This window comes from Qipengyuania nanhaisediminis (assembly GCF_900115585.1).
GTDB lineage: Bacteria > Pseudomonadota > Alphaproteobacteria > Sphingomonadales > Sphingomonadaceae > Qipengyuania > Qipengyuania nanhaisediminis.
In genome coordinates, this window is record NZ_FOWZ01000002.1 from 297,306 (window position 1) to 323,264 (window position 25,959).

A 25,959-nucleotide genomic window follows, 5' to 3' on the forward strand; every position below is an offset into this window, starting at 1 on the left:
GGCGCCTAAATGGCGATTTCTCGCCGATTGGCAAGGCTCGGCACCTGTGCACGCACGGTTTCTATGCGGCTGCGATCGATCTGAGCAAAACCAAGTTCACCTGCGCCCTCACCCATGTCCAGAATGACTTCGCCCCAGGGGTCCACGACGAGGCTGTGCCCATAGGTTTCGCGACCGTCCTCGTGCTTGCCCGACTGTGCCGCGGCGATGACGAAAGCGCTGGCTTCGATGGCGCGTGCGCGCTGCATCACATGCCAATGTGCTTTCCCGGTGGGAACCGTGAATGCTGCGGGAGTAGCGATTGCATCGCATTGTAGGCGGCCGAGCGCCTCGTAAAGTGCGGGAAAGCGAAGATCGTAACAGATCGTCAGGCCCAGCTTACCCACCGGACAATCGACGGTGACGACCCTGTCGCCGGGCTGGTAGGCGTTCGATTCCCGCCAACTCTCCCCGCTATCCAGATCGACGTCGAACATGTGCATCTTGTCGTAACGCGCCGCGATTTCGCCGGTCTCATTGATCACGAAGGCGCGGTTGGCCCACTTGCCTTCCCCCGCCTCGACTGCAAGCGAACCGAGATGGACCCAAAGCCCGCGCTTCGCTGCCTCGTTCCTCACAGCGGCGAGGACCGGATCGCTGCTCTCATGCACGATATTGCCCGCAGCTCGCTTGCGATCGCGATCGAGCAGCCCCGACATTTCGGGAGTGAAAAGCATCTGTGCCCCGCCCCCGGCTGCCGAACCGACCGCCTCGACCAACGCAGCAGCATTGCGCGACGGGTCTATACCGGTAGTCGACTGGAACAGGGCGATCCGGGTCATTCTGCAGCCAGCAGCGCGTCCAGCTTGCCCGCCCGCTCGAGCGCGGCAAGTTCATCCGATCCGCCGACGTAGGTTTCGCCGATGAATATCTGCGGCACCGTTCGCGCGTTGGGCGCGCGCTCGAGCATCTCGTCGCGCTTGGGGCCGCCCATCGTGATGTCGTGTTCCGCGTATTCGGCACCTTTGCTGTCGAGCAGGCTCTTCGCGCGATAACAGAAGCCACAGCCGAACTTGGTGTAAATATCGATCTTGGGGTGGCTCATCGGGTGTCCTTCAGGGCTTGTGTGGAAGAACGACTTAGCTGACAGGCGGGCGGCTTGAAAGCGTTTGGTCGCTGACTATCTTGGTTCTGTCGCTGCACGAGGTAGCGATATCGGAGCGCCGGTTTCGGGCTCCTCATATTGTCAAATTGCTCAACAGAGGATTTGTTTCGATGAACCGTTTTGATACCACACCCTATCGCCGTTCCACCGTCGGTTTCGACCGCCTGTTCGACCTGATGGAACGCCAGGCTCGTAATGCCGGCGGCGATAACTATCCCCCTTTCAATATCGAGCGCCGCGACGATGACGAATATCGCATCACGCTGGCAGTCGCGGGCTTCCGTCCCGAAGACCTCGATATCACCGCGCAACAGAACCTGCTGACGATCCACGGACGCAAGCGCGACGACCAGCCCGAAGGCGACATGCTGCACGTCGGCATCGCGAACCGCGGCTTTGAACGCCGTTTCGACCTCGCGGATTACGTGCGCGTTGAAAATGCCGATCTAAAGGACGGCATGCTCGTCATCGATCTCGTTCGGGAAGTGCCGGAGGCGATGAAGCCCAAGAAGATCGCGATCGGCGGTCAGAAGCCGCTCGAAATCGTCAAGGATGACGACGACAGCGCTGCTGCCTGATCCTTCGTTTGAACGTCTGAAACGAAAGGGGGCGGCACCCGAAGGTGTCGCCCCCGCGACGTCTAGCGCCGCCGAGCCCCTAATTCGGCCGTCCGGGTCGCAGAAGACAACCGAACTCGAGGCAAGCCCACCGCTTGCTGGCGCAGCGTTAGTCTGTAAATTCAAGGGTCCGCGACCTCTGTACTCAGTAGGGTCTGCATCAAATGCAACAAAAGATAAAGACCCCCTCTCGGCAGAGAGGGAGCCTTAGTGTCGCGCCCATACAATTTGTAGAAAAACGACATGTGAGAAAACAAGTGTTTACGCTCACATAGTAGTCGCAAATTTTTTTTAGACGAGGCGTTCCTGATCCAGTGCCGCCCCGATAAATCCGGCAAAAAGTGGATGAGGATCAAAGGGTTTCGACTTCAGCTCCGGATGGAACTGCACGCCGACGAACCACGGATGGTCCGGACGTTCGACGATCTCGGGAAGCAATCCATCGGGTGACATGCCCGAGAAAATGAGGCCCTGTTTTTCCAGCGGCTCGATATAGGCGCCGTTGACCTCGTAGCGATGACGATGCCGCTCGGAAATTTCGTTCTTCCCGCCATAGATCGCCGAAACGTGGCTGTTCGCAGCAAGCTTAGCGTCATAGGCGCCGAGGCGCATGGTTCCGCCCAGGTCCCCGCCCGCTTCGCGCTTTTCCAGGCCTTCCTGCGTCATCCATTCGGTAATGATACCGACCACCGGTTCTTCCGTGCTGCCGAACTCGGTCGAGCTGGCCTTTTCGAACCCGGCGGAACGCGCGCCTTCGATGCACGCCATCTGCATGCCGAGGCAAATGCCAAGGAACGGCACCTTGCGTTCGCGAGCGAAGCGTACGGCGGCAATCTTTCCTTCGCTGCCGCGTTCCCCGAAGCCGCCGGGCACCAGGATGCCGTGCATCGGCTCGAGCTGGGCTGCGATATCGCTGTCGCCCTGTTCGAAGACCTCGGCATCGATCCACTTGATGTTGACCTTGACGCGGTGCGCCATCCCACCATGGACCAGCGCCTCGTTCAGCGACTTGTAGGCGTCTTGCAGACCGACATATTTGCCGACCACACCGATCGTGACTTCGCCTTCGGGATTGGAGTGGCGGTCCACCACATCGTACCAGCGGGACAGGTCCGGTTCGGGCGCATCGGTAATGCCGAAGCCGCGCAGGACTTCCGTGTCGAGACCTTCCCCGTGATACTGCAGCGGCACTGAATAGATCGACGGCGCATCGAGAGCGGGAATGACCGCTTCCTTGCGCACGTTGCAGAAGTTCGCGATTTTCTGGCGTTCGCCGTCGGGAATGGGATGTTCCGCGCGGCAGAGCAGCACGTCGGGCTTGATCCCGAGGCTGGCGAGTTCGCGCACTGAGTGCTGCGTCGGCTTCGTCTTCAATTCACCTGCAGCCGCGATGTAAGGCACCAGCGTCACGTGAACGCTGAGCGACTGCATCGGCTCCAGCTCGTTACGCAGTTGGCGGATCGCTTCCATGAACGGAAGGCTCTCGATATCGCCGACCGTGCCGCCGATTTCGCACAGGATGAAATCGTGATCGTCCTGCCCTGCCAGCGCGAACTCCTTGATCGCATCGGTCACGTGCGGGACCACCTGCACCGTCGCGCCGAGGTAATCGCCGCGGCGTTCCTTAGCGATGATCTGCTGGTACACCCTGCCAGAGGTGATGTTGTCGCCCTGGTGGGCCGAAACGCCAGTGAAGCGTTCGTAGTGACCGAGATCGAGATCGGTCTCAGCCCCGTCGTCCGTTACATAGACTTCGCCATGCTGATACGGGCTCATCGTGCCCGGATCGACATTGAGATAGGGATCGAATTTGCGGATGCGGACCTTGTACCCGCGCGCCTGAAGAAGCGCTGCGAGGCTCGCAGCCATGAGACCTTTGCCGAGCGAGGAGACCACGCCGCCGGTGATGAAAATATACCGCGCCATGGGAGTTGGGCCTTAAGCGTGGGGAGTGAGTCGGCGCAAGGATAAAGACGCGCAGAAATGCGCGCCGTCCACAGACGCCAGCGAAATAGGTTGTTTTTGGCTTAGTCGGCCAGCGGGTCGACCGGCTCTGCAGGTGCAGCGTCCGGTGCCGGTGCCGCGCCCGGGCCGCCCAGCGGATCAACGGTCTCGGCAGGTGTGACCGAACGATCGAGGGTCGATTCCACGCCGTCCACGCCAACGCCTTCGACAGCCATGGCAGCCAATGCGATGGACAGTACGACGAATGCCACCGCCAGCCACTTAGTCGAGCGGGTAAGGAAGTCCGCCGCACCGCGCGCACTAAGCATTCCCGACGGGCTACCGCCGATACCCAATCCGCCGCCTTCGCTGCGCTGCATGAGGATTACGCCAACGAGCGCTGCCGCGACGATCGCCTGAACGACGGTGAGGAAGAGAAACATGGGTATCTATCTCGATCGAATTGAATTTGACGCGCAGCATCTAGGCGTGCGCACGTGAAACAGCAAGGTTTGCGACTTAGGCGTCCTCTGCCTCGGATGCGGCGACCACGATGCCAAGGAAGCTCTCTGCCGAGAGGCTTGCCCCACCGACAAGTGCGCCGCCGACTTCCGGAGTCGACAGGATGTCGCGCGCATTATCGGGATTGACCGAACCGCCATAGAGGATGCGGACCTCGGCCGACTGCTCCGGCCCATAGGTTTCGTCCAGCAGTTTGCGGATTGCCGCATGCATCGAAGCGATGTCTTCGAGAGTGGCAGTGCGCCCGGTGCCGATCGCCCAGATGGGTTCGTAAGCGACGGTTACGCGTTCCGCAGCGTCTTCGATTTTCGGCAGGCTCGCACGCAGCTGGCCGAGAACGAATTCTTCAGCCTTTCCCGAATCGCGAAGCTCCAGGCTCTCACCGCAGCACAGGATGATCCGCAGACCTGCATCCAGGGCGCTTTCGATCTTCGCATTGATAAGATCGTTCGATTCGCCGTGGGCACCGCGCCGTTCGCTGTGCCCGAGGATCACGAATTTCGCACCGGCATCGGCAAGCATGGTGGCGGAGATATCGCCGGTGTGCGCGCCTTCTGCTCCGGGATGGCAATCCTGGGCGCCCACACCGATCTGCTCCGCTTCGCGATGAACGGCATGGATCAGCGTGTACGGAGGTGCGACGGCGACTTCCGCCTTCATGTAACGCTGGGCAGCACGGTCGATCGCGCGTGCTTCGCTGAGCATGGCACGCGTGCCGTTCATTTTCCAATTGCCAACAATATAGGGCCGATCGGCCATGTAAATTTCCTGTCACGTCATCAGATCTGGCTGGCGCTATATAGAGAGCGCGCGCGCAATCGCCAGACCGGGCTTGTAATTGCGTCAAAAGCGGACAGCACCTGTTGCGGGGAGGTCGCATGGCGGATAAAGCGCCCTGCTCGAAACGGTATCGCTTCGTGCCCCAGTCGGGTGCGGCGCGCTCCAAAGCATCGAAGAGGCATTCCCGCAAGTCATGCTCACTTTTTTCCGGAATTTCTTTAAGACGAAGGTCGGCCTCGCCATCGCCCTCGCCTTTCTCGGCCTGATCGGCTTCGCCTTCGCCAGTATGGATGTCTCCAGCACGGGCGCTTTCGGCGGCGTTGCAGGTGGTGATCGTGTTGCAGTTGTCGGTGACGAGAAAGTCTCCACCGCGGCGCTCAATGACGCGGCAAGCGAAGCGCTGCGCCGGGTGCGGGAGGAGAATCCGGATGCGACCATCCAGACCCTGCTGGCAGGCGACGGCCTCGACAATGTTCTTGGCGGCCTCATCGACCGCTATGTGCTTATCGCGTGGGGCGAAGAAAACGGCCTGCGTGCAGGGCGAAACCTGGTCAACAGCGAGATCAGGCAGATCCCGGGAGCACGCGGCCCGAGCGGGAATTTCGAAGAAAGTGCCTACCAGGCGTTTCTCAGCGCGCAGAGCCTGACCGATGCGCAATTGCGCCAGCAGGTCCGCACGTCGCTGTTCTTCCGCCAATCGGTCATTCCGGCCACCTACGGAACGATTGTGCCGGATTCCATCGCCGAAACCTATGCGCGTACGTTCAAGGAACGCCGCCGCGGGTTCGTAGCGGCCATTCCCGCCGCCGCATTTGCGCCGACCGGCAACCCGACCGATGCGCAGCTTCGTGAATTCTATGCCGAAAACGGCCAGCGGTTCGTCCGTCCGGAACGCCGCAGTCTTCGCTATGCGAGCTTCGGTGCAGATGCGCTTGGCGAGACCATCGAGCCTAGCGATACCCAGATCCAGGAATATTTCCGCGAGAATGCGGAAGACTACGCCGCCCGTGAAACCCGCAGCTTCACCCAGCTGATCGTCTCCACCCGCCAAGGAGCAGAGGCGATCGCGCAGCGCGTATCGTCGGGTCAGAGCTTTGCCGCTGCTGCTGCCGAGGCGGGTTTCCGCACAGCCCAGCTCGAGAACCAGGAGCGCGAAACCGTCCGTGAGCAGGCGAGTGCCGCAGTGGCGGACGCGTATTTCTCGGCTTCCGAAGGCGGTCTGACCGCTCCTGCCCGCAGCCCGCTCGGCTGGCATATCGCCCGCGTGGACGACGTGAACCAGGAAGCAGCAAAAAGCCTTGCTTCGGTCCGCGGCGAAATCGCTGACGTCTTGCGCGAACGTAATCGTCAGCGCGGTATCGCCGAGCTTGCGACCACGATCGAGGATCGCCTTGCGGACGGAGCCTCGCTGACGGCTGTTGCAGAGGAACTGGACCTTGAAATCCAGTCCACCCCCGCACTGACGGCGTCCGGCTTCGTTTACGGAACGCAGCAGCGCGCGCCTGAAGCACTGCTTCCAACTCTCGATTTCGCTTTCCAGATCGATGAAGGCGAACCCGAGATCGCCGCACTTCCCGACGGCCAGAATTTCATTGTCTACGAAGTTGCCACGATCACGCCTTCGGCAACCGCACCTCTGGCAGAAATTCGCGACAATGTGATCGCCGAATGGCGCAGGGTACGCGGCAACGAAGGCGCGCGTGCTGCGGCAGACCGCGTCCTCAAGCGGGTAGAGGGTGGTGCCACTCTGGCAGCGGCCCTTTCCGCCGAAGACGTTGCACTTCCCAATCCGGATGGTGTCAACATCACCCGCCAGGAAATCGCGCAGATGCGTAATGCGAGGGTACCCGCGCCGTTGGCACTCTTCTTCTCGATGGCAGAGGGCACCACGAAGAAGCTTCAAGGCAGCCAGGACCAGGGCTGGTATATCGTCGCGCTCGATGACATCTCGCTCGGCGAGCTGGAGGAGAATGACCCGCTTATCGCGCAGGCTAAGGGCCAGATCTCGCAGGGTTGGGCGGCAGAGCTTTCGGAACAGATGATCGCCGCGATGCGCGCAGAAGTCGGTGTCGAGCGCAATCCCGATGCAATCGCGGCCGTGCGCCGTCAATTGCTCGGCGAACCGAACTGAGACCGGTCTTGGCCAGGCATCTCGAGGGGGTCGAAAACGCTCGCGCTGAACTCGAGGCCGGGCGACCCTCGCTGGTTTGGCGCAAGGTCGTTGCCGATACGGTGACGCCGGTTGGTGCGGCGCTGAACCTGATGGAAGACGGTCGCGGCGACTTTCTCCTCGAATCCGTGGAAGGCGGGGAAGTCCGCGGGCGCTACAGCCTGCTCGGGCTCGACCCAGATCTTGTTTTCCGGGCCGAGGGCGCGAAGGCAGCGATCAATCGCGACTGGAAGCGGGACCGGAGCAGGTTCGACGATTGTGACACGTCGACTCTGGACGCGTTGCGCAGCCTGCTGGCGGAATGCCGCTTCGACGTCCCCGGAGAGCTGCCGCCAGCGCTCGCCTGCCTGGTCGGCTACTTCGGTTACGAGACGATCGGTCTCGTCGAGAAGCTTCCGCAGCCCAAGTCCGCACCGCTCGAAGTGCCGGATATGCTGTTCGTCCGTCCGACGCTCATCCTTGTTTTCGATAATCTGTCGGACCAACTGTTTTGTATCGCGCCCCTGTGGCCCGAGCAGACCGGCGAGGACGATCCCGTCTCCCGCGCTGCGGACCGGATCGACACGGCTCTTGCGCGCCTCGGTGCGCCCGTTGCCCAACTTCGCGAGAACACATCCGCCCTTCCCGATATCGAACCGCAGTCAACGATGGCAGCGGACGATTATGAAGCGATGGTTGTGCGCGCCAAGGAATACATCGCGGCAGGCGACATCTTCCAGGTCGTATTGTCACAGCGATTCACCGCGCCTTTTCCGCTGCCGCCGATTGCTCTTTATCGCTCGCTGCGGCGGGTGAACCCTTCGCCGTTCCTCTATTTCCTGGACATGCCGGGCTTCGCGATCGTCGGGTCAAGTCCCGAAATCCTTGTACGCGTGCGCGATGACGAGGTTACGATCCGACCGATCGCCGGCACGCGGCCAAGGGGAGCGACAACAGCGCTCGACCGCGAGGCCGAGGCTTCGCTCCTTGCCGATCCTAAGGAACTGGCCGAACACCTCATGCTGCTCGATCTGGGCCGCAACGATGTGGGCCGTGTTGCGGAAAGCGGGACTGTGACCGTGACTGACAGCTATACTGTCGAGCGTTACAGCCATGTCATGCACATCGTCAGCAACGTAACCGGAAAACTGGCCAGCAAGTTCGACGCGCTCGACGCCATGTTTGCAGGATTTCCCGCCGGAACGGTCAGCGGCGCGCCCAAGGTCCGTGCCTGCGAAATCATTGCAGACCTCGAACCTGCCAAGCGCGGCGCATATGCCGGCGGTGTCGGCTACTTCGCACCCGACGGCACGCTCGACAGCTGCATCGTACTGAGGACCGCAGTCATCCAGGACGGGACCATGCACGTCCAGGCCGGCGCGGGAATAGTGGCCGACAGCGATCCCCGCTACGAACAACGAGAATGCGAAGCCAAGGCAGGTGCGCTATTTGCAGCAGCACGCGATGCCATCCGCCTCGCCAAGGAACCCGGTTACGGTCAATGAAATATCTTCTGGTCGCACTTCCAGCCCTGATCCTTTCCTCTTGCGAACCGCCGCCGGCAGGTGAGCCGGTAACGCGTACGCGTATCGACGGTCAGCCCGGAGCGTCGCCCGCTGCGACTGCCTCTCCGTCCGAAGCGCCTTCCGTTGCATCGGAAGTCGAAAGCGCGTGCCGTTCGATCATCTTCGAAGACACCTCGCTTACGCATTGCCTCGCGGTGCCGTCGCGTCACCGGATTGCCATGACGCTTGGGCCTGACGGTGGAGAACCCTATCGCAGCCTGACGGCCTACTCCCGGTCTCGAGGGGCCGACGGGCTCGCCTTCGCGATGAATGCGGGAATGTTTGGCGATGACGGCAGGCCGATCGGCTACTTCGTCGTCAATTCGCAGCGTCTCAAGACCCTCAATACGGCGGACGGGGAAGGCAACTTCCACATGAAGCCGAACGGGGTCTTCTTCGGTAGCGGCGACAAGTGGGAAATCCGCACGACCGAGGATTTTCTCGCCAATGTGTCCGACCGCCCCGAATTCGGCACCCAATCCGGGCCGATGCTGGTCATCGATGGCAAGATACATCCCGAAATTACCCAGAACGGACCGTCGCGCTACGTTCGCAATGGCGTCGGCGTCGACGAACGGGGGCGCGCGCACTTCGTGATTTCCAACGCCCCGCTTTCGTTCGGGAAGCTGGCCCGCTTCTTCAAGGACGAACTCAACGCAACCAACGCGCTGTTCCTGGACGGAAACGTCTCGGCACTGTGGAACCCCGCGACGGATCGGCTCGATACCGGCGCTCCGATCGGTCCCATCGTGCTGGTCGAGAGAAAGGATATTCCCGATGAGGAATGATCTGCGGACGCTCTATCCCGAGATCGAGCCCTACGAGACCGGCATGCTCGACGTGGGCGAAGGCCATTCGCTCTATTATGAGCGCGTCGGCACACCGGGGGCGAAGCCTGCGGTATTCCTCCACGGTGGACCGGGCGGCGGGATGAGTCCCGACCATCGGCGCCAGTGGGACCCGGAACTTTACGACGTCTTGCTGTTCGACCAGCGCGGCTGCGGAAAGTCACTTCCCTTCGCCGAGATCGAAAACAACGATACCTGGCGGATCGTCGAGGACATCGAGCGCCTGCGCGAAATGTGCGGCCACGAGAAATGGCAGGCATTCGGTGGCAGCTGGGGTTCTACGCTGGCGCTCGCCTATGCGCAGAAGTACCCCGAGCGGGTTAGCGAACTTGTCCTGCGCGGCGTTTTCCTTGCCCGTGCGCAGGAAAAGAGCTGGCTGTACAGTTACGGCGCGAGCCAGATCATGGCGGAAGCCTGGGACGATTTCATCTCCATCATCCCCGAGGACGAACGCGAAGACCTGGTCAAAGCCTATTACGCACGCCTGACCAGCGAAGACGAAGAAACCCGTCTCACCGCGGCGAAAGCATGGTCGATCTGGGAAGGACAGGTGGCAACGCTGCTTCCCAACGAAGACCTGCTGGAAAGCTTTGCCGATGCTTCCAAGGCGCTGCCCTTCGCACGTATTTGTGCGCGCTACTTCCTCAATGACTTCTACCTCGAAGAAGCGCAGCTGCTCCGCGATCTCGGCAAGATTGCCGGGATACCGGGCATCATCGTGCAAGGGCGTCACGACATCTGTACCCCGCCGACCAGCGCCTGGGCACTCAAGAAAGCGTGGCCCGAAGCCAAGCTGCACATTGTCCACGATGCCGGTCACAGCGCGAGCGAGCCGGGCATAGTCGACGGGCTCGTGCGCGCGACCGACGAACTGGCCGGCAAGCAGGCCTGACGCCGCGCGACGCAAAGCTTGCTTGAAACCCGTCGCCTGCCCAGCCATTGACGAGCCGAATGACCGAAAACCGCTCTATCCTCGTCGTCGACAATTACGACAGCTTCACCTTCAATCTCGTCCATTACCTTATGGAGCTGGGGGCCGAGGTCGAAGTCGTTCGCAATGATGCGATCACCGCTGCCCAGGCGCTGGATAGCGGTGCTGCCGGTTTCCTGATTTCGCCGGGCCCGTGCACCCCGAACGAGGCGGGCGTGAGCCTCGATCTCGTCGCTGCTGCGGCCGATGCGGGAAAACCCCTCCTCGGGGTGTGCCTCGGGCATCAGGCCATCGGTCAGCATTTCGGCGGCAAGGTCGTTCGCGGCGGCTTGATGCATGGCAAGACCAGCCCGGTCACGCACGACGCTACAGGTGTTTTCGAAGGTCTGCCCTCGCCCTTCCTCGCGACCCGTTATCACTCGCTCGTGGTAGAAGACATTCCCGACACCCTGCTAGCGAATGCGCATAGCGAAACCCCGGGCCTCGACGGGATCAGCGTGATGGGTTTCCGCCACCGCGAGCTCCCCATTCACGGCGTCCAGTTCCACCCTGAAAGCATTGCGACGGAGCACGGCCATGCCTTGCTCGCGAACTTCCTCAAGATTTGCGGTATTCCCGCCAAGGTTCCGGCATGAAACAGCTCCCCTCTGCAGATACCCATCTCGATGCGGCACAGTCCGAAGAGGTTTTCGGCTGGATCCTCGATGGCGAAACCAGCGACGACGAGATCGCTCGCTTTCTCGTAGATATGTCCGCGCGGAGCGAGACGGCGGAGGAAATCGCAGGCGCGGCCCGTGCGTTGCGTGCCCGCCTGATCCCGATCGAAGCGCCCGAAGGCACTGTCGACTGCTGCGGCACCGGCGGTGACGGCCACCACACGCTGAATGTCTCGACCGCGGTCAGCTTGGTCGTCGCTTCCTGCGGCGTGCCCGTCGCCAAGCATGGCAATCGCGCCGCAAGTTCCAAGTCCGGCGCAGCCGATACGCTGGAAGCTCTCGGCCTCGACATGGATGCAGTCGGCCGCACCGCCGAGAAGACGCTTGAGAAACTCGGCATCTGCTTCCTGTTCGCGAAGAACCACCACCCGGCGATGGGGCGTATCCAGCCCATCCGCCAAAAGCTGGGTGTACGCACGATCTTCAACCTGATGGGACCGCTGTCCAATCCGGCTGGCGTTAAGCGCCAACTTATCGGCATCGCCCGTCCAGCCTATGTCCCGATCTATGCGCGCGCAAAGGCCACTCTCGGCACCGAGCGCAGCTTTATCGTGTCCGGAGACGAAGGCCTCGACGAACTCTCGCTCGCCGGCGGTAACGAACTTGCCGATGTGCGCGACCATGATTTCGAAATGCGCCGCGTCGTCGCAGTTCAGGCCAACCTCGCCCATGCCCCGGTCGAAGCCATCCGTGGAGGCGATCCGCTGCATAATGCGAAAGCCCTGGAAGCGCTTCTCTTCGGGACCCCCGGAGCATATCGCGACGCGGTTCTCTTCAATGCCGCCGCTACCCTGATCGTGGCGGGGAAATCGGACGACTGGACCGAAGCTGCCGAAATGGCGGCCGAGGCCATCGACAGCGGTCGTGCGCGCAAGCTGCTGACCGACTGGATCGAGCTCGCCCAATGAACAAGCTCGACGAAATCTGCGCCACCAAGCGACTGGAGGTGGCGGATCGCCGCAAGGCCGCCTCGCTCGACGATCTGGACAAGAGTGCACGCGAGCGGAGCGAACCGCGCGGGTTCATGAGAGCTCTCGAAACGGCCCAGCAAACCGGCTTCGGCCTGATCGCGGAGATCAAGAAAGCTTCGCCGTCCAAGGGCCTGATACGTGCCGATTTTTCTCCTGCGGATCACGCCCGTGCATACGCCTCCGGCGGGGCAAGCTGCCTGTCGGTCCTTACCGATGCGCCCTATTTCCAGGGCCACGAAGACTACCTGATCGAAGCGCGCGCAGCCTGCGACCTGCCTGTGCTCCGCAAGGATTTCATGGTCGACCCTTGGCAAGTCGCCGAGGCCCGCGCACTCGGAGCCGACGCCATCCTCATCATCGTGGCTGCGCTGGAAAACGGCCAGATGGAAGAAATCGAAGCTGCGGCAATCGAGCGCGGCATGGATGTTCTGGTCGAAGTACATGACGAGGAAGAGCTCGCCCGTGCCGCTCGCCTCCAGTCGCGCCTGCTCGGCGTGAACAACCGCAATTTGAAGACCTTCGAGACTGATCTCGCGACCACCGAACGGCTGGCGTCATTGGCGCCTCAGGACGCCTTGCTTGTCGGTGAAAGCGGCATTTTCACGCATGACGACTGCCTGCGACTGGCCCAAGCGGGCGTAAAGAGCTTCCTCGTTGGAGAAAGCCTCATGAGACAAGCCGATGTGGAATTGGCTACTCGGCGCCTGTTACATGGCGAACAAGCGGCAAAGGCATGAGCAAGCTTACCCATCTCGATGACGACGGCGCGGCCCACATGGTCGACGTATCGGACAAGCAGGTGACGCGGCGTTCCGCGACAGCCGAAGGCCGTATCCTCATGACAACCGAAGCCCTTGCAGCGATCACGCAAGGCGATCTGCCCAAGGGTGACGCAATCGCCGCCGCCCGCATTGCGGGTATCATGGCGGCGAAGAAGACCGGTGAGTTGATCCCGCTGTGCCACACGCTGGGTCTCGAAGCTGTGTCGATCGAGTTCCACCCTGAAGACGAAGGCATACGGGTCGTTGCTACAGCCTCGCTTAGCGGAAAGACCGGAGTGGAGATGGAGGCGCTGACCGCCGCGAGCGTCGCCTTGCTCACCCTATACGACATGGGCAAGGCGCTCGATAAGGGAATGCGGATCGACGGCATCCGCCTGATCGCCAAGACCGGTGGCAAATCCGGCGACTGGCACGCCCGGGACTGAAACGGGAACGGTTGTTCCGCTGCAATCACCTCCGAAATGGCTGAATTGCTTGACTTGCGAAAATTGGTTGCCTAATTGTTCCACATTCGTTCACAAGGTTGTGAACAGGAATATGGGAGTGACCTATGCTGACCGCAAAGCAGCATGAACTGATCCGCTTCATCCAGCAAAAGCTGGAAGACACCGGTATTTCGCCTTCGTTCGAAGAGATGAAGGAAGCCCTCGATCTCAAGAGCAAGTCTGGCGTTCACCGGCTGATCTCGGCCCTGGAAGAACGCGGTTTTATTCGGCGCTTGCCGAACCGTGCGCGCGCCCTGGAAGTCATCAAGCTGCCCGAAGACGCGGTGACAGGATCGAATGCTCCCGCACCCTCGCCCGCTCCCGCGGCGAACGACTCTATTCTCGCGGCCCACGCCGCAAAGACAGTGGCGCCCTCACCTGCGAACGATATCATCGAAGTTCCGCTGCACGGCCGGATCGCGGCCGGCGCCCCGATCGAAGCGATTGAAGGCCAGTCGAGCATGCCGGTACCCGCAGCACTGCTCGGACCGGGCGATCACTACGCGCTGGAAGTGTCGGGCGACTCGATGATCGAAGCGGGTATCTTCGATGGCGACTTTGCCCTCGTCCGCAGGGCCGATTCGGCCCGCGACGGGGAAATCGTCGTGGCACTGGTCGATAACGAGGAAGCCACTCTCAAGTACCTGCGCAAAGAAGGACCGATGATCCGCTTGGATCCGGCCAATGGAGCCTACGACCCGCAAGTCTACGAAGCGAACCGTGTGCAGGTTCAGGGCAAGCTGGCAGGCCTCCTGCGTCGCTACCACTGAGACCCATCTATAATTTGAATTTTTGAAAGGGCGTCCAGCAAGGCGCCCTTTCTCTTTGGGTTTCGTCAATCTTGGGCGGGTTGCCACCAGCCATGATCGCCTTGCGATGATGCCACGGTGCGGACTTGCTCGTCCTCCAGGTAGATCGAGACGCCGCCATTACGCTCGAGATAGCGCCGATCCACTTTCAGCCAGCGCGGCATGCAGCTACGTGGCAACCAGCGGTCCGCGACAACGATATCCGAGAGTTCGCACGCTGCGGCCAATTGGCGCTCGTCGATGCGCTGCTTGTTTAGCGCAACAAGAACAATCCACTCCCTCTCACTGGTCTTCCGCCCGATCGTGCAAAAATCGGCACTGCAATTGGCACCCTCATAGGCACGGATATTCCGGGGTTCTATCTCGCTCCCGGCAAGCTCGACGATGTTGGTACGCGCATAGGTGCCCGGTGCACCTCGCAGGACGAAGAGATTGCCCCTTTCATCGACGAGACCTAGGTTTCCGCCATCGCGCGTCACGAGAATATCCGGCACGGGCGATACAGCCAGAACCAGCGCAGCCAGTGCTGCCGGGATGAGGCCCCATAGCCGCGCCTTGCCCCGCCACAGCGCCAGCCACAGCCCTCCTGCTACGAAGAGGGCGATGATACCCAGCCCCATATGCGGCACCAGTTTCACCGCTCCTGGTTGGGATGCAGTGAAGTGAGCGAGGTCGAGCAATAGGTCGAGCGACACGCCTACAAGCCACCAGAACGGTGCCCCTGCCCCGACCATGTCGAGCAACAGCGCGATCGCGATTAGGGGCATCGAGACGAAGGTGACCAGCGGAATGGCGAGAACGTTGGCAAACGCGCCGTAGAGGCCTGCCCTATGGAAGTGGAAAAGCACCACGGGTGTCAGGGCAATTTCGATGACAAGCCCTGTCACGAAGAGCATCACTGTACGCCGCGCCAGCCACCTCGCGCGGCTCTCTTCCCGCGGCGCCAGAAAAGCCCGTATCGGCTCTGAATTGTGCAGCGCGATGATCGCAATAACCGCCGCAAAGCTCATCTGGAAGCTGGGTCCGACCAGCGCCTCTGGCCAAGCGAACAGGACGGCCGCAGCGGCCACAGCGACCATGCGCATCGATAAGGGTTCACGTCCCAGGGCCAGCGCACCGAGCACCGGCATCGCTCCAATACAGCTGCGCACGGTCGGGACCTCCGCGCCGGTCAGCAAGGTATAGGCGATCCCCGCCCCCGCGCCGACCGCCGCCGCAACCAGTGGCAGGCGGACCCGCAGGGCAAACCATGGCCACAAGGCAAAGAGCTTGCTGGCGAGGAAGTAGGCAGCCGCGATAACTGCACTGACATGCAACCCGCTGATCGACAGCAAGTGGGTCAAGCCCGCGTCACGCATGGCGTCTTCATCCACGGCTGATATGCCGCCGCGATCGCCGCTTGCGAATGCCGCTGCGATCGTGCCCGGCGCTCCATCGAGCCTGGATCGGACGTGGTCGGAAAGGAAGCGTTGTGCCTGCGCGATCGGCGAATTGCGATTACCGGCCTGTTCGACCAGTTCTATCTCCCCGACCACGGAGCCGGTCGCCGCCAGCCCCTTGAACCAAGCCGCGCGCGCGAAATCATAGGCGCCGGGCAGGATCGGCGCAGGAGGTGGCATCAGCTGAGCCTTGAGGCGAACGCGAGCGCCCTCCTCAAGCTCGCCCATGTCTTTCTCGAGAGGTACGTTCACCCTCACCTTGATCGGCCGGCCAGCCTCTGCATCCCTTGCCGCAAGGGTCAGGCGAACGCGTTCTTCGGCCGGTTGCTCTTCGCGCTCGAGAATGCGGGCATCGAGACTGACTACGGCCGGACGTTCGATTGCAGCTGCGCCGACAAGTTCCGACTTGCTCCACACAGTCGCCATGCCAAGGGCGAAAGCGACGGAAAGGACAGTAACGGCGAGCCGTAAGGCCGCGCGATCATCCCGCCCACGCCACACGGCTATCGCAGCCAGGGCCGCCAGCACGGCAGCACCCATGGCAACCGACCATTGCCAGCGGTTATCAAGCAAGAACCAGACCCCGATCCCTGCTGCAAAAGCTACCGTAATCCAGGGCCCGCGGTCGAATGACGAGGCTGTCAGAAACCTCTCTGCGGCCTCACCCGTTCTGGACAAGACAGCGCGCATGCGCCAAGGGCGCTGCACTGCAACATCGGCGATGCCGTCCGGCTCGCCAAACGGCACCTGTGGCGTTCCCTCTATCGCCATGGAAGTCTTTGAAAGGAAAGAAAAGCAGATGGCAAGTGAAACCGCGGCAGGTACCAGCGCAAAGCAAGTCGTGACCCGCTTTGCCCCCTCGCCGACCGGATTCCTGCACATCGGCGGGGCAAGGACTGCGCTGTTCAACTGGCTGTTCGCCCGTCATCACGGCGGCAAGGCGCTGCTTCGGATCGAAGACACCGACAAGAAGCGCAGCACGCAGGAAGCGATCGACAAGATCCTCGAAGGACTGGACTGGCTCGGCCTCGACTATGACGAGCCGCCGGTTTTTCAGTCCGACCGCGCAGAACGCCATGCGGATGTCGCGCAAAAGTTGCTCGAAGCCGGCCATGCCTACAAGTGCTTCGCCACGCCCGAAGAACTCGAACAGATGCGCGCCGAACAGCGGGCGAACAAACAGCCCATGCGTTACGACCGCCGTTGGCGCGACCGCGACGAGGCGGAAGCTCCGGCAGGCGCGCCCTACACCGTCCGTCTGAAAGTCCCGACCGAAGGCGCGACCACGATCAAAGATGCCGTGCAGGGCGATGTCACCGTCCAGAACGCGGAAATCGACGACTACATCCTCCTGCGCGCGGACGGCACGCCGACCTACATGCTGGCGGTGGTGGTCGACGACCATGACATGGGCGTCACCCATATCATCCGCGGGGACGACCACCTCAATAATGCTTTCCGCCAATTGCCGATCATCCGTGCAATGGAGGAGATCGAAGGCAACTGGCCTGATCCGGTCTATGCCCACGTCCCGCTGATCCACGGATCGGACGGCGCGAAGATGTCCAAGCGACACGGGGCCATCGGCGTCGAGGCTTATCGCGACGAGGAAGGCGTGTTGCCCGAAGCCCTGTTCAACTACCTGCTCCGCCTTGGGTGGGGACATGGCGACCGCGAAGAGATCACTCGCGAAGAGGCAATCCAGCTGTTCGACCTTGACGGTGTCGGCAAGAGCGCCGCCCGCTTCGACATCAAGAAGCTGCAGAACCTGAACGCGCATTACATCCGCGAGGCCGACGACCATCGGCTGGCGGAACTGGTAGCACAGGAAATCGGCAAGCCAGTCGAGACCTCCGTGCTCGCCGAAGCGATGCCGGTCCTCAAACCGCGTGCCAAAACCGTGCACGAACTTGCTGAAGGTGCTGCCTTTTTGTTCAAGACGCGCCCTCTGGAACTTACCGAAAAGGCTGCTGGCCTGCTCGATGACGACGCACGCACCCGCCTCGCCGGCCTTTCGGAGCGTTTGAGCGCGGAAAATAGCTGGACAATCGAGGCTCTCGAAGCCACTACGAAATCGTATGCCGAAGAGCTTGAATTGGGTCTCGGCAAGCTCGCGCAGCCCCTGCGCGCCGCACTAACGGGCACAACCACGTCGCCCGGAATTTTCGATGTTCTGGTCCTGTTGGGCAAGGAGGAATCTCTCGCGCGGATCGACGCGCAGGCCTCCCCGGCAGGCACGGGCAAAACTGACTGAGGAGACTCGCGTGGCCGATAAACAGGCAACTCTCGATCTGGGCGGACAGAGCCAGACATTCCCCGTGCTCGAAGGAAGCATCGGCCCGGATGTCATCGACATCCGCAAGATGTACGGCACGACCGGCAAGTTCACCTACGACCCCGGTTTCAAGTCGACCGCCAGCTGCGAAAGCGCACTGACCTATATCGACGGCGAAGAAGGCGTCCTGCTTCACCGCGGTTACCCGATCGGCCAGCTGGCAGAACATTCCAGCTTCATGGAAGTCAGCTACCTGCTGCTGAATGGCGAACTGCCGGACCAGGGCGAACTCGACGATTTCGTCTATACGATTACGCGCCACACCATGGTCCACGACCAGCTGCGCCAGTTCTACCAGGGCTTCCGCCGCGATGCGCACCCGATGGCGATCATGTGCGGCGTCGTCGGTGCACTGTCGGCTTTCTATCACGACAGCACCGATATTGCGGATCCCGAGCAGCGCAAGATTGCCAGCCACCGTCTCATCGCCAAGATGCCGACGATCGCAGCCATGGCGTACAAGTATGCCGTCGGTCAGCCGTTCCTTCAGCCGAAGAACGACCTCAGCTACACCGGAAACTTCCTGCGCATGACCTTCGGTGTTCCAGCCGAGGAATATGAGATCCACCCCGCGATCGAACGCGCGATGGACCGCATCTTCATCCTCCACGCCGACCACGAGCAGAACGCGTCGACCTCGACCGTGCGTCTTGCCGGTTCGTCGGGCGCGAACCCGTTTGCATGTATCGCAGCCGGCATTGCCTGCCTCTGGGGTCCGGCACACGGCGGCGCCAATGAAGCGGCGCTCAACATGCTGCAGGAAATCGGATCGCCCGACCGCATCCCGCACTACATCGAGCGTGCCAAGGACAAGAACGACCCGTTCCGCCTGATGGGCTTCGGTCACCGCGTCTACAAGAACTACGATCCGCGTGCGACGGTCATGCAGAAGACCCTGCGTGAAGTGTTCGACGCGCTGAACGTCAACGACCCGGTTTTCGAAACCGCGCTCCAGCTCGAAGAGCTCGCGCTGAACGACGATTACTTCAAGGAAAAGAAGCTCTTCCCGAACGTGGACTTCTATTCCGGGATCATCCTCAACTCGATCGGTTTCCCGACGACTATGTTCACCGCGCTCTTCGCCCTCGCCCGTACCGTGGGCTGGGTCGCGCAGTGGAACGAGATGATTTCCGATCCTGCACAGGTAATCGGTCGTCCGCGCCAGCTGTACACCGGCCCGACGCAGCGCGATTATCCGATGATGGATCAGCGTTAAGCGACGGATTGATAGATTGGATCAGGGGCGCTTCGGCGCCCCTTTTTCGTATTAGCTGTCGGCGTCAGGGACAGTCGAACCAGGGCCATCGCGCCGCTCGCTACGCAGGTCTTCGGCAGCGGGGACCGAAAGGGTGAAGCGCGCGCCAAGGCCCGGAGCGCTCTCCACCGTCAGATCCCCGTCCATCGCGCGCGCGATCCGGCGGGAAATATAGAGACCAAGGCCCGAACCTCCGTCGCCGCTGCGGCCGAGCCGTTCGAACTTTTCGAACACACGGGCCTGCTGGTCCTCTTCCAGACCGTGGCCTTGGTCAGCGACGGTAATCAGCGCGCGCGACCCGATCTGGTCGAGGCGTAGCCAGACCTGGCTGTCTTCCGGCGAGTAGCGGATGGCATTGCCGACAAGGTTGAGGAGTATCTGCAGCACCCTGCGGAATTCGGCGATCGCCAGCTGGCTCTCGCCTTCGACAGGCGGCACCAGGGTGATCCCGCGCTCCTGCGCCCTGACCCCGAGAATACCGCAAGCACGTCGTGCCACATCGGCAAGGTCGATCCGGTCGGGTGCGGTTACGAAATCGTCAGACTCAACGATTTCCAGATCGGAAAGATCGTCCACCAGCGCCAGCAAGTGCTGCCCTGCACTCGCAATATCCGCCGCATACTGGCTGTATTCTTCCGCCAATGGCCCTGCGAGCTTGGTCCGGATCGTCTCGGCGTTTGCAATGATACGATTGATCGGTTGTCGTAGTACCGGCGTGAGGTCCTTGCCGAGCGAAGGCGTGTCCGCCTGAAGATCGCCGGAGTGCTCGGAAAGAGGTGTGCTGGCCGCGAGATACAGGACAAAGCCCGCACTGCCCGGTTCACCCTTTCCCAGAGGCTCGAGATGCGCCGTCCATTGCCGTTTGGAACCCGGTATCGTGCATTCGGCACCGTCGAGCAGGCGCCAATGCAGCGGTTGTTGGTAATCCTTGGTCGGCATGTCGACCAGGGTGGTCCACGATTGGCCGACTGCGGCCAAGGAGCGCGAACGGAACTCTTCGAGATCGGGTGCCTCGGTCTCTACCGAAAGAATGGACTGGTTTGCATCGAGCCGCGCAGTGCATTCAGCGAGATGGCGATTTACTTCGATCCTGCGCCGCTCGGCATCGATCTCGTTTTCTGGCGGCAATTGTTCTGCCTGCCAGCTTGCAATAGCGATCTCGCAGCCGCCCTTACCCCCATCGACAGGGGTAATCTCGGCCCAGGCCGTAATTCGGTTTTCACCGTCGATTGCCTCGAACTGGCGGGCGAGCTTGAGGCCGTATGAGCGGGCTTTCTCGACAAGGGAAAGCAGGCCCGGAATAGCGATTGTCGAGCCGATACTTCCGCCGCAATCACGATTAAGCTGGGCGAGCACACCCGTCGCCTCGGTCAGGCGGTCGGCTTCGTCGCTACGGCCCTTAGCGATATGATCTGTTTTTACGTTCATTGCCCGAAATCCGGCCTCGTATCGCCCAGCATGGAGCGCGCTTCGTTGGGGCTCAGGTTCGCCAAGCCTGCGACAGGCGCGGCCTGGGGATGCAACTGCAGCAGGACCTCATCGATTTGCGTCGCTGCCAGACCAGCGGACCTCAAGCTCACCGCGAGACGCGTAACCTGCCTCGCATTGGTCGCCAGGACGACCATGCCACGGTCCTGCCCCGATTTCGCTGCGAGGATCGTCAGGAACAGGGCAACCCCGGCTTTTTCCGGTAGCAGGGCATTCTCGTTACCCCGTTCCACACCCGTGGCGAGCCGCGCCATCAGCGCCAGCCTTCCAGAGGCTTCGTCGAAATCGCTGCGCAACTTGGCCTCGGCCCTCGTCAGGGCATCCGAAGCGCGGTCCCCGTTGTATGCACGCCATGTCAGGAGGACGCTATGGAAGAGGTCGCCTGGCAGCTCCGACACGGGCAGTTCCATGCGCCGCTGCGCCTGCACGAAGCGCGCCTGCGCAGCCAGGGCCGACATGGCCGTACTGGCTGTCCCCGTATCCTCGCTGGCGATAAGGTCCTGCAAGAGAGGCGAGAGGACCGGATCGACGCCAAACTGGGCTTCGAGCCGCTCCGTCAGTTGCCATTCGACCGCATGCGCGTGGCAATGCGAGAGCAAGGCCGAATTTTCCTGCAATCGCATCGCAAGCGCTTCCCCGTGGCGTTCGGCGAAGGCCTCGCTACCCGATTGGCCCGTCGCCTGGGCCTGCACGCGCAATATCTGCCACGCAAGGTCGTTGAGCATGCCGCGAAGGCGGGCAAGTATCTCGTCACTGAACAGGGAGTGGTCGGGCGTCGACAGGAGATGGCCCAGAATTGGCTCGATGCGCGATAGTGTCTGGTCGCCGCGGGAAAGCGCGGCGCGCAGGTCGGCCTCGCCCCCATACTTGGCCCCAGCAAAGTCCTTCGCCATCATCATTCTCCGCGCGTAGCAGTGACTTGGTTAATTCGGAGTTAGTCGTTGCGAAATGGGCCGAAAAACCTCGTCAGCAAGACCAGCAGCGCGATGACGGCGGCTGCTTGCACGCCAAAACCGAAGAATGCAGCAGGCGCAAGAAGGAATCCGAGCAATATCCGGTCAGCATAGGTTCGCTTCCAAACCTCGCTGCCGTGACGTTCCCCGAGCCTCAGCAGACCCATCAGGACAAGCGGAACGAATATCCGTGTCAGGTCACTTTCGTCAGGCGCCGACAGATATATCAACAGTATAAAGAGGATATCTAACGAGGCTTCGAGGAACTTGAGCAGCGGGCTGCGCTTGGCAGCCACCTGTCCCTTGTTTGCGACGCGCTCCACCACGCGGCCCATCCGGGAGAACAGGGCGGCCAGTGTAACGAGCGCCAGGCCGACAGCCGGCATGGAGAGCGCACCGGCGGCCACTGAGGAGAGCGCGAACACACCCGAAGCGACCACCGGCCCGTTCTCGCCCCGCCCGCCGACGACATCGCGCGCAAGGCGCGTGCCTGCGCGCTCGGCAACCGCGATCCCCGGCGCGTTGAAGGAAACCGGTTCCCGCTGCGCCTCTATCCACCGCAGTTCCCTTGCGGCCAGCCCTTCACGTGTCGCGTCGATCGTCCAGTCGTTCTGGTCGACGAGCTTGCGTTCTGCGGGGACCAGCCTCGTCCCGGATTGGAACGCGAGACGCATCAGCACCGAGGGTACATCGATGTCCGGCTCCATCTCGACAAGCCGTTCGACCAGATTGCCCCGCGTGAGCAATACGCCGCTCCAGGCGAATTCGGGATCGATACGTTCGAACCCGGCCGGGACGGCAATATCGGCCGGAAATGCGATGACGGCAGGTTTCGTCAGCAGGCGCTCTGTCGTTTGTGCGTCGGGCAAGACGCCGGAAGCGATGACCAATATTTCATCGGTTGCCGTTACGAGCCCCGAAAGCTTGGCAGGCTCGCGCAAGGCCATGAACTTGGCTCCGGCACGTTCGGCACGGTGCTGCAACTCGATGACTTCGCGTCCTATACCGTCGGCCATGCAGGCGACCGCCTCGCATCCGAGCGAAAGGGCGAGGTCCAGCTGGCGATCAATCACGCGTGCGCCTGCAAAGGGGACGAATGCCGGTCTCGTCCGTCCGGGCTTGGGGGCCCGGTCGAGAGTAGACAGCAAGGCAATGCGCACGACTTTTGTTCTCCGACGACGTCAGTCGACCTTAGGAGCACAGTGCCTGAGTTGGAAGGAGCGACAAATGTCGCCCTCGCCTATTCCCCGAAATTATCGATGAACGCCTCGATGGAGCGAACCACGGTTGGTTCTCCGGGCGCTGCATCCAGGGCGCTTTCGGCGAGCGTCATCAGCTCGTCTGCCGCAAAGCTCGCCGCAAGGCCGCGCAGTCGTTCCGCCGCCTGGTACCAATTGGCATCGCAGCGCGCTCTCTTGAGCAGGTCCAACCGCTGTTCGACGCTGCCAAGGAACGCCGAACGCAATTCGGCAGCGATCCGGGCATCCTCCCCCGCCGCCTTCGCCAAGGCACTGTCAAAACTGGCAGAATGATAGGCCATGGAGCCACGAAATACGGCGAACGGAGTTAAAGAGGCTTTAAGGATACGGCAAAAGTGGTAGCCTTGCCGACTATGAGAAAGCGTTCGCACATCAGTGTCGTCGAGGGTGAGCCTGCAACCGAAACGGTTCAGGAACCGGAAGCTCTTGAACTTGAAGAGGAATTTGTCGAGGCCGAGGAATGGTTCGATGAAGAGCCCGAACCGCTTTCCCGCGCCGGATGGATCGCCCCTGCCCTTGCCGCGCTGCTGACTGCTGCATGGAGCGGCTTTTACGCTTGGGCCCACCGGAGCGAGATCCTTGCTGGCGGTACGCCCCAGCAGTGGAGCGGCTGGATCACCGCGTGGGCAATCCCGGTCCTCCTGATCGTTTCCCTTCTGATGCTGGCGCGTCGCAATTCCACAGTGGAGGCGCGCCGTTTTGGCGAAGTTTCACGGTCGCTTTCCGAGGAATCGGCTCGGCTTGAAGCCAAACTTGCGGTCGTGAACCGCGAACTGAGCCTTGCGCGCGAATTTCTCGAAAGCCAGTCACGCGAACTCGAATTTGCCGGCCGCTCCGCGAGCGAGCGCCTGTCGGAACACGCTGACCGCCTGCAAGGCCTCGTTCGTAACAACGGCGAGCAGGTCGACGCCATTGCCAGCGTCAGCACTACAGCGCTCGACAACATGACCCGCCTGCGGGACAGCCTTCCGGTCATCGCCACTTCGGCAAAGGATGTGACGAACCAGATCGGCGGAGCCGGCCGGAATGCGCAGGAACAACTCGACAAACTGGTCGAAGGGTTCGAGCGGCTCAACGAATTCGGTGCCGCCAGCGAACGCCAGGTCGTTTCCCTGCGCGAGCGGGTCGACGAAGCGGTCGAGGCATTCTCGGCACAGGCTGGCGATCTCGAACGCATTGCAGAAGAACGCTTTGCGGCTCTTCGCGAAGGCAGCGAGGCAGCCCGCGCAGACCTCGACAGCCGCGAGGTAGAGGCCCTTGCCGCTATCCGCACGCGTTCCGAAACGCTGCGCGGTGAATTGGCCGAAGCACAACAGACCGCCAATGCGGAAGAAGAGCTGGCACTGTCCTCGATGCGCGAACGTTTCACCGCCTTGCGGGTCGAAGCCGCGCAGGCATCGGGAGCGATCCGCAAGGGTGAAGAAGGTGCCATGGATGCCTGGAACACCCAGGTCGCCGAGATGAAGGACCGTCTTGCCAGTGCCGTAAGCGAGATCGAGAAGATGGACGCTGCCGTTATCGAAGCGGCGACCGCACGGCTCAACGTCCTGTTCGAACGGGCGGAATCCATCAACACCCAAATCCGAGCCAATGGCGAAGCGCTGGATCACGGGGCGGAGCAGCGCCTTACCGCTCTCGGCGAAGCGCAGGATCGCATCAGCCGCGAGCTGGCCGAGAAACTGGGCGCGATTGACGCAGCGATATCGGAGCGCCGCGAAGCCCAGCGCAGCCAGATGACTGTCATCGCCGCTGAAGGTGACGCACTGGCGGAAAAGATCGCCAATCTCGGCACGACATTCGAAACTGTCACCGATCAGGGCCGTGAAGCGAACGAAACGCTAGCGACCGCAATCGATGCCCTGAACGAGAAACTGATCGGCAGCCGCGAGGCTCTCGATGGCACTGACGCAGCCGTGGCATCGCTAACCGACGCCAGCGTGCGCCTGCTAGAACTCATCCAGGCCAGCGCGCGCCAGAGCCGCGAGGATCTGCCCGTCGCCATGGAGGCTTCGGAGGATCGCCTCGCGCAGATCGAACGTCGGACTTCGGAAATCCGCGATTTGCTTGGCGAGGCACGCAGGTCCGGAGACACGCTTACCGAGGGCATGGCCGAGGTCGAACGCCGTACGCGTGAAGCGATGGAAGGGTTCGAAAACTTCCAGTCGGGCTTCGGAGAGACAGCTGCAGCCCAGGTCGACAGCGTCGAGCGCCTGCGCTCGGGTATCACTGCGCTATCGGCCGAAAGCGAACAGCTCGCCGAACGCGTCCAGGGCGAGTTGCGCACAGCAATTGCAGCGCTGGAGACGAGCGCGCGCGATGCGATGACGGCAATCGAAAGCGAAGAGACGGCGCGCGTCGAAAATCTCGCCAAGTCGGTTGCGGAACGCAGCGCCGAGGCGATCGACAACGCCCTGGCCGAACACACCGATACCGCCCTCGCCCGCCTCGACGAGGCTCGTAAGCGGTCCAGCGATGCTGCGCGCGACGCGACCAAGCAGCTGCGCGACCAGTTGAAGCGGCTCAACGACCTGACGGGCAACCTCGAAGCCCGCATCGCCCATGCACGCGAAAAAGCCACCGACAGCGTCGATAGCGATTTCGCGCGCCGCGTCGCTCTCATCACCGAAAGCCTCAACTCGAACGCCATCGATATCTCCAAGGCCCTTTCAACCGAGGTGACCGACAGCGCCTGGGCGAGTTATCTTCGCGGGGATCGCGGGATTTTCACGCGCCGCGCAGTCCGCCTGATCGATAATGGCGAAGCCCGCGAGATCGCCGAACTTTACGACGAGGATCCGGACTTCCGCGAACACGCCAATCGCTACATCCACGATTTCGAGGCATTGCTACGCAACCTGCTGTCCACGCGCGACGGCAACGCGATCAGCGTCACCTTGCTGTCGAGCGACATGGGCAAGCTTTACGTGGCGATGGCACAGGCTCTGGAACGCCTGCGCAACTAAAGGC

At 61.9% G+C, this 25,959-nt stretch carries 23 protein-coding genes; 13 read left to right on the top strand and 10 right to left on the bottom strand.

Annotated elements, in window-relative coordinates:
* Nucleotides 1–5 precede the first annotated feature (5 nt).
* Together BM173_RS07040 and grxC are read right to left on the bottom strand one after the other, a co-directional pair.
* Nucleotides 6–821, bottom strand: a complete 816-nt coding sequence (locus BM173_RS07040; protein ID WP_090479242.1) for a carbon-nitrogen hydrolase family protein — start codon at nt 819–821, stop codon at nt 6–8.
* Entirely contained in the window at nt 818–1,084 is a 267-nt protein-coding gene (gene grxC / locus BM173_RS07045) for a glutaredoxin 3 (protein ID WP_090479245.1), read from the bottom strand. The genes BM173_RS07040 and grxC overlap by 4 nt, the downstream gene beginning before the upstream one ends.
* 170 nt (nt 1,085–1,254) lie before the next feature.
* Between grxC and BM173_RS07050 the strand changes: the two genes are divergently transcribed.
* Nucleotides 1,255–1,722, top strand: coding sequence for an Hsp20 family protein (locus BM173_RS07050; RefSeq protein WP_090479249.1), 468 nt, complete (start codon nt 1,255–1,257; stop codon nt 1,720–1,722).
* 330 nt (nt 1,723–2,052) lie between these two features.
* Here BM173_RS07050 and BM173_RS07055 read toward each other — a convergent pair whose 3' ends face one another.
* From BM173_RS07055 to tpiA, 3 genes are all read right to left on the bottom strand, one after another.
* The gene (locus tag BM173_RS07055; protein ID WP_090479252.1) at nt 2,053–3,687 is read right to left on the bottom strand and encodes a CTP synthase; all 1,635 of its coding nucleotides are present in this window, start codon (nt 3,685–3,687) and stop codon (nt 2,053–2,055) included.
* A 101-nt stretch (nt 3,688–3,788) separates the two neighbouring features.
* On the bottom strand, nt 3,789–4,148 hold the full coding sequence (secG, locus tag BM173_RS07060; RefSeq protein WP_090479255.1) for a preprotein translocase subunit SecG: 360 nt from the start codon (nt 4,146–4,148) through the stop codon (nt 3,789–3,791).
* A gap of 76 nt (nt 4,149–4,224) precedes the next feature.
* Complete coding sequence (tpiA, locus tag BM173_RS07065; RefSeq protein ID WP_090479257.1) at nt 4,225–4,986, bottom strand: triose-phosphate isomerase; 762 nt, start codon at nt 4,984–4,986, stop codon at nt 4,225–4,227.
* Between the two features lie 214 nt (nt 4,987–5,200).
* Between tpiA and BM173_RS07070 the strand changes: the two genes are divergently transcribed.
* The 9 genes from BM173_RS07070 (at nt 5,201) to lexA (ending at nt 14,224) form a co-directional block, all read left to right on the top strand.
* Entirely contained in the window at nt 5,201–7,138 is a 1,938-nt protein-coding gene (locus BM173_RS07070) for a peptidylprolyl isomerase (protein WP_090479260.1), read from the top strand.
* 8 nt (nt 7,139–7,146) lie between these two features.
* Complete coding sequence (trpE, locus tag BM173_RS07075) at nt 7,147–8,661, top strand: anthranilate synthase component I (RefSeq protein WP_090479263.1); 1,515 nt, start codon at nt 7,147–7,149, stop codon at nt 8,659–8,661.
* Nucleotides 8,658–9,509, top strand: a complete 852-nt coding sequence (locus BM173_RS07080; protein ID WP_090479266.1) for a phosphodiester glycosidase family protein — start codon at nt 8,658–8,660, stop codon at nt 9,507–9,509. The genes trpE and BM173_RS07080 overlap by 4 nt, the downstream gene beginning before the upstream one ends.
* Complete coding sequence (gene pip / locus BM173_RS07085) at nt 9,499–10,461, top strand: prolyl aminopeptidase (RefSeq protein ID WP_090479269.1); 963 nt, start codon at nt 9,499–9,501, stop codon at nt 10,459–10,461. The genes BM173_RS07080 and pip overlap by 11 nt, the downstream gene beginning before the upstream one ends.
* Nucleotides 10,462–10,520: 59 nt before the next feature.
* Nucleotides 10,521–11,135, top strand: coding sequence for an anthranilate synthase component II (locus tag BM173_RS07090; RefSeq protein ID WP_090479271.1), 615 nt, complete (start codon nt 10,521–10,523; stop codon nt 11,133–11,135).
* Complete coding sequence (gene trpD, locus BM173_RS07095) at nt 11,132–12,124, top strand: anthranilate phosphoribosyltransferase (protein ID WP_090479274.1); 993 nt, start codon at nt 11,132–11,134, stop codon at nt 12,122–12,124. Before BM173_RS07090 ends, trpD begins: the two co-directional genes overlap by 4 nt.
* On the top strand, nt 12,121–12,924 hold the full coding sequence (trpC, locus tag BM173_RS07100) for an indole-3-glycerol phosphate synthase TrpC (protein ID WP_090479277.1): 804 nt from the start codon (nt 12,121–12,123) through the stop codon (nt 12,922–12,924). The genes trpD and trpC overlap by 4 nt, the downstream gene beginning before the upstream one ends.
* On the top strand, nt 12,921–13,394 hold the full coding sequence (gene moaC, locus BM173_RS07105) for a cyclic pyranopterin monophosphate synthase MoaC (protein WP_090479280.1): 474 nt from the start codon (nt 12,921–12,923) through the stop codon (nt 13,392–13,394). Before trpC ends, moaC begins: the two co-directional genes overlap by 4 nt.
* A gap of 125 nt (nt 13,395–13,519) precedes the next feature.
* Complete coding sequence (gene lexA / locus BM173_RS07110; RefSeq protein WP_090479283.1) at nt 13,520–14,224, top strand: transcriptional repressor LexA; 705 nt, start codon at nt 13,520–13,522, stop codon at nt 14,222–14,224.
* A 65-nt stretch (nt 14,225–14,289) separates the two neighbouring features.
* Here the strand turns inward: lexA and BM173_RS07115 are convergent, their stop codons facing one another.
* On the bottom strand, nt 14,290–16,473 hold the full coding sequence (locus BM173_RS07115; RefSeq protein ID WP_090479287.1) for a ComEC/Rec2 family competence protein: 2,184 nt from the start codon (nt 16,471–16,473) through the stop codon (nt 14,290–14,292).
* A 28-nt stretch (nt 16,474–16,501) separates the two neighbouring features.
* Here BM173_RS07115 and gltX point away from each other — a divergent pair, with 28 nt between their 5' ends.
* Nucleotides 16,502–17,956 carry a glutamate--tRNA ligase gene (gene gltX / locus BM173_RS07120; RefSeq protein ID WP_090480225.1) on the top strand — a complete coding sequence of 485 codons (1,455 nt, stop codon included), beginning with the start codon at nt 16,502–16,504 and terminating at the stop codon, nt 17,954–17,956.
* Between the two features lie 10 nt (nt 17,957–17,966).
* Complete coding sequence (gltA, locus tag BM173_RS07125) at nt 17,967–19,253, top strand: citrate synthase (RefSeq protein WP_090479289.1); 1,287 nt, start codon at nt 17,967–17,969, stop codon at nt 19,251–19,253.
* A 51-nt stretch (nt 19,254–19,304) separates the two neighbouring features.
* On the opposite strand, the gene BM173_RS07130 is transcribed toward gltA, so the two are convergent.
* The 4 genes from BM173_RS07130 to BM173_RS07145 form a co-directional block, all read right to left on the bottom strand.
* Complete coding sequence (locus tag BM173_RS07130; RefSeq protein WP_090479292.1) at nt 19,305–20,720, bottom strand: sensor histidine kinase; 1,416 nt, start codon at nt 20,718–20,720, stop codon at nt 19,305–19,307.
* Nucleotides 20,717–21,673, bottom strand: coding sequence for a hypothetical protein (locus BM173_RS07135; RefSeq protein WP_143089595.1), 957 nt, complete (start codon nt 21,671–21,673; stop codon nt 20,717–20,719). Before BM173_RS07135 ends, BM173_RS07130 begins: the two co-directional genes overlap by 4 nt.
* A gap of 41 nt (nt 21,674–21,714) precedes the next feature.
* Nucleotides 21,715–22,806, bottom strand: a complete 1,092-nt coding sequence (locus tag BM173_RS07140) for a hypothetical protein (protein WP_090479298.1) — start codon at nt 22,804–22,806, stop codon at nt 21,715–21,717.
* 167 nt (nt 22,807–22,973) lie between these two features.
* The gene (locus BM173_RS07145; RefSeq protein WP_090479301.1) at nt 22,974–23,273 is read right to left on the bottom strand and encodes an Hpt domain-containing protein; all 300 of its coding nucleotides are present in this window, start codon (nt 23,271–23,273) and stop codon (nt 22,974–22,976) included.
* A 72-nt stretch (nt 23,274–23,345) separates the two neighbouring features.
* Here BM173_RS07145 and BM173_RS07150 point away from each other — a divergent pair, with 72 nt between their 5' ends.
* Complete coding sequence (locus tag BM173_RS07150) at nt 23,346–25,955, top strand: coiled-coil domain-containing protein (protein ID WP_090479304.1); 2,610 nt, start codon at nt 23,346–23,348, stop codon at nt 25,953–25,955.
* The last annotated feature ends 4 nt before the right edge of the window (nt 25,956–25,959 follow it).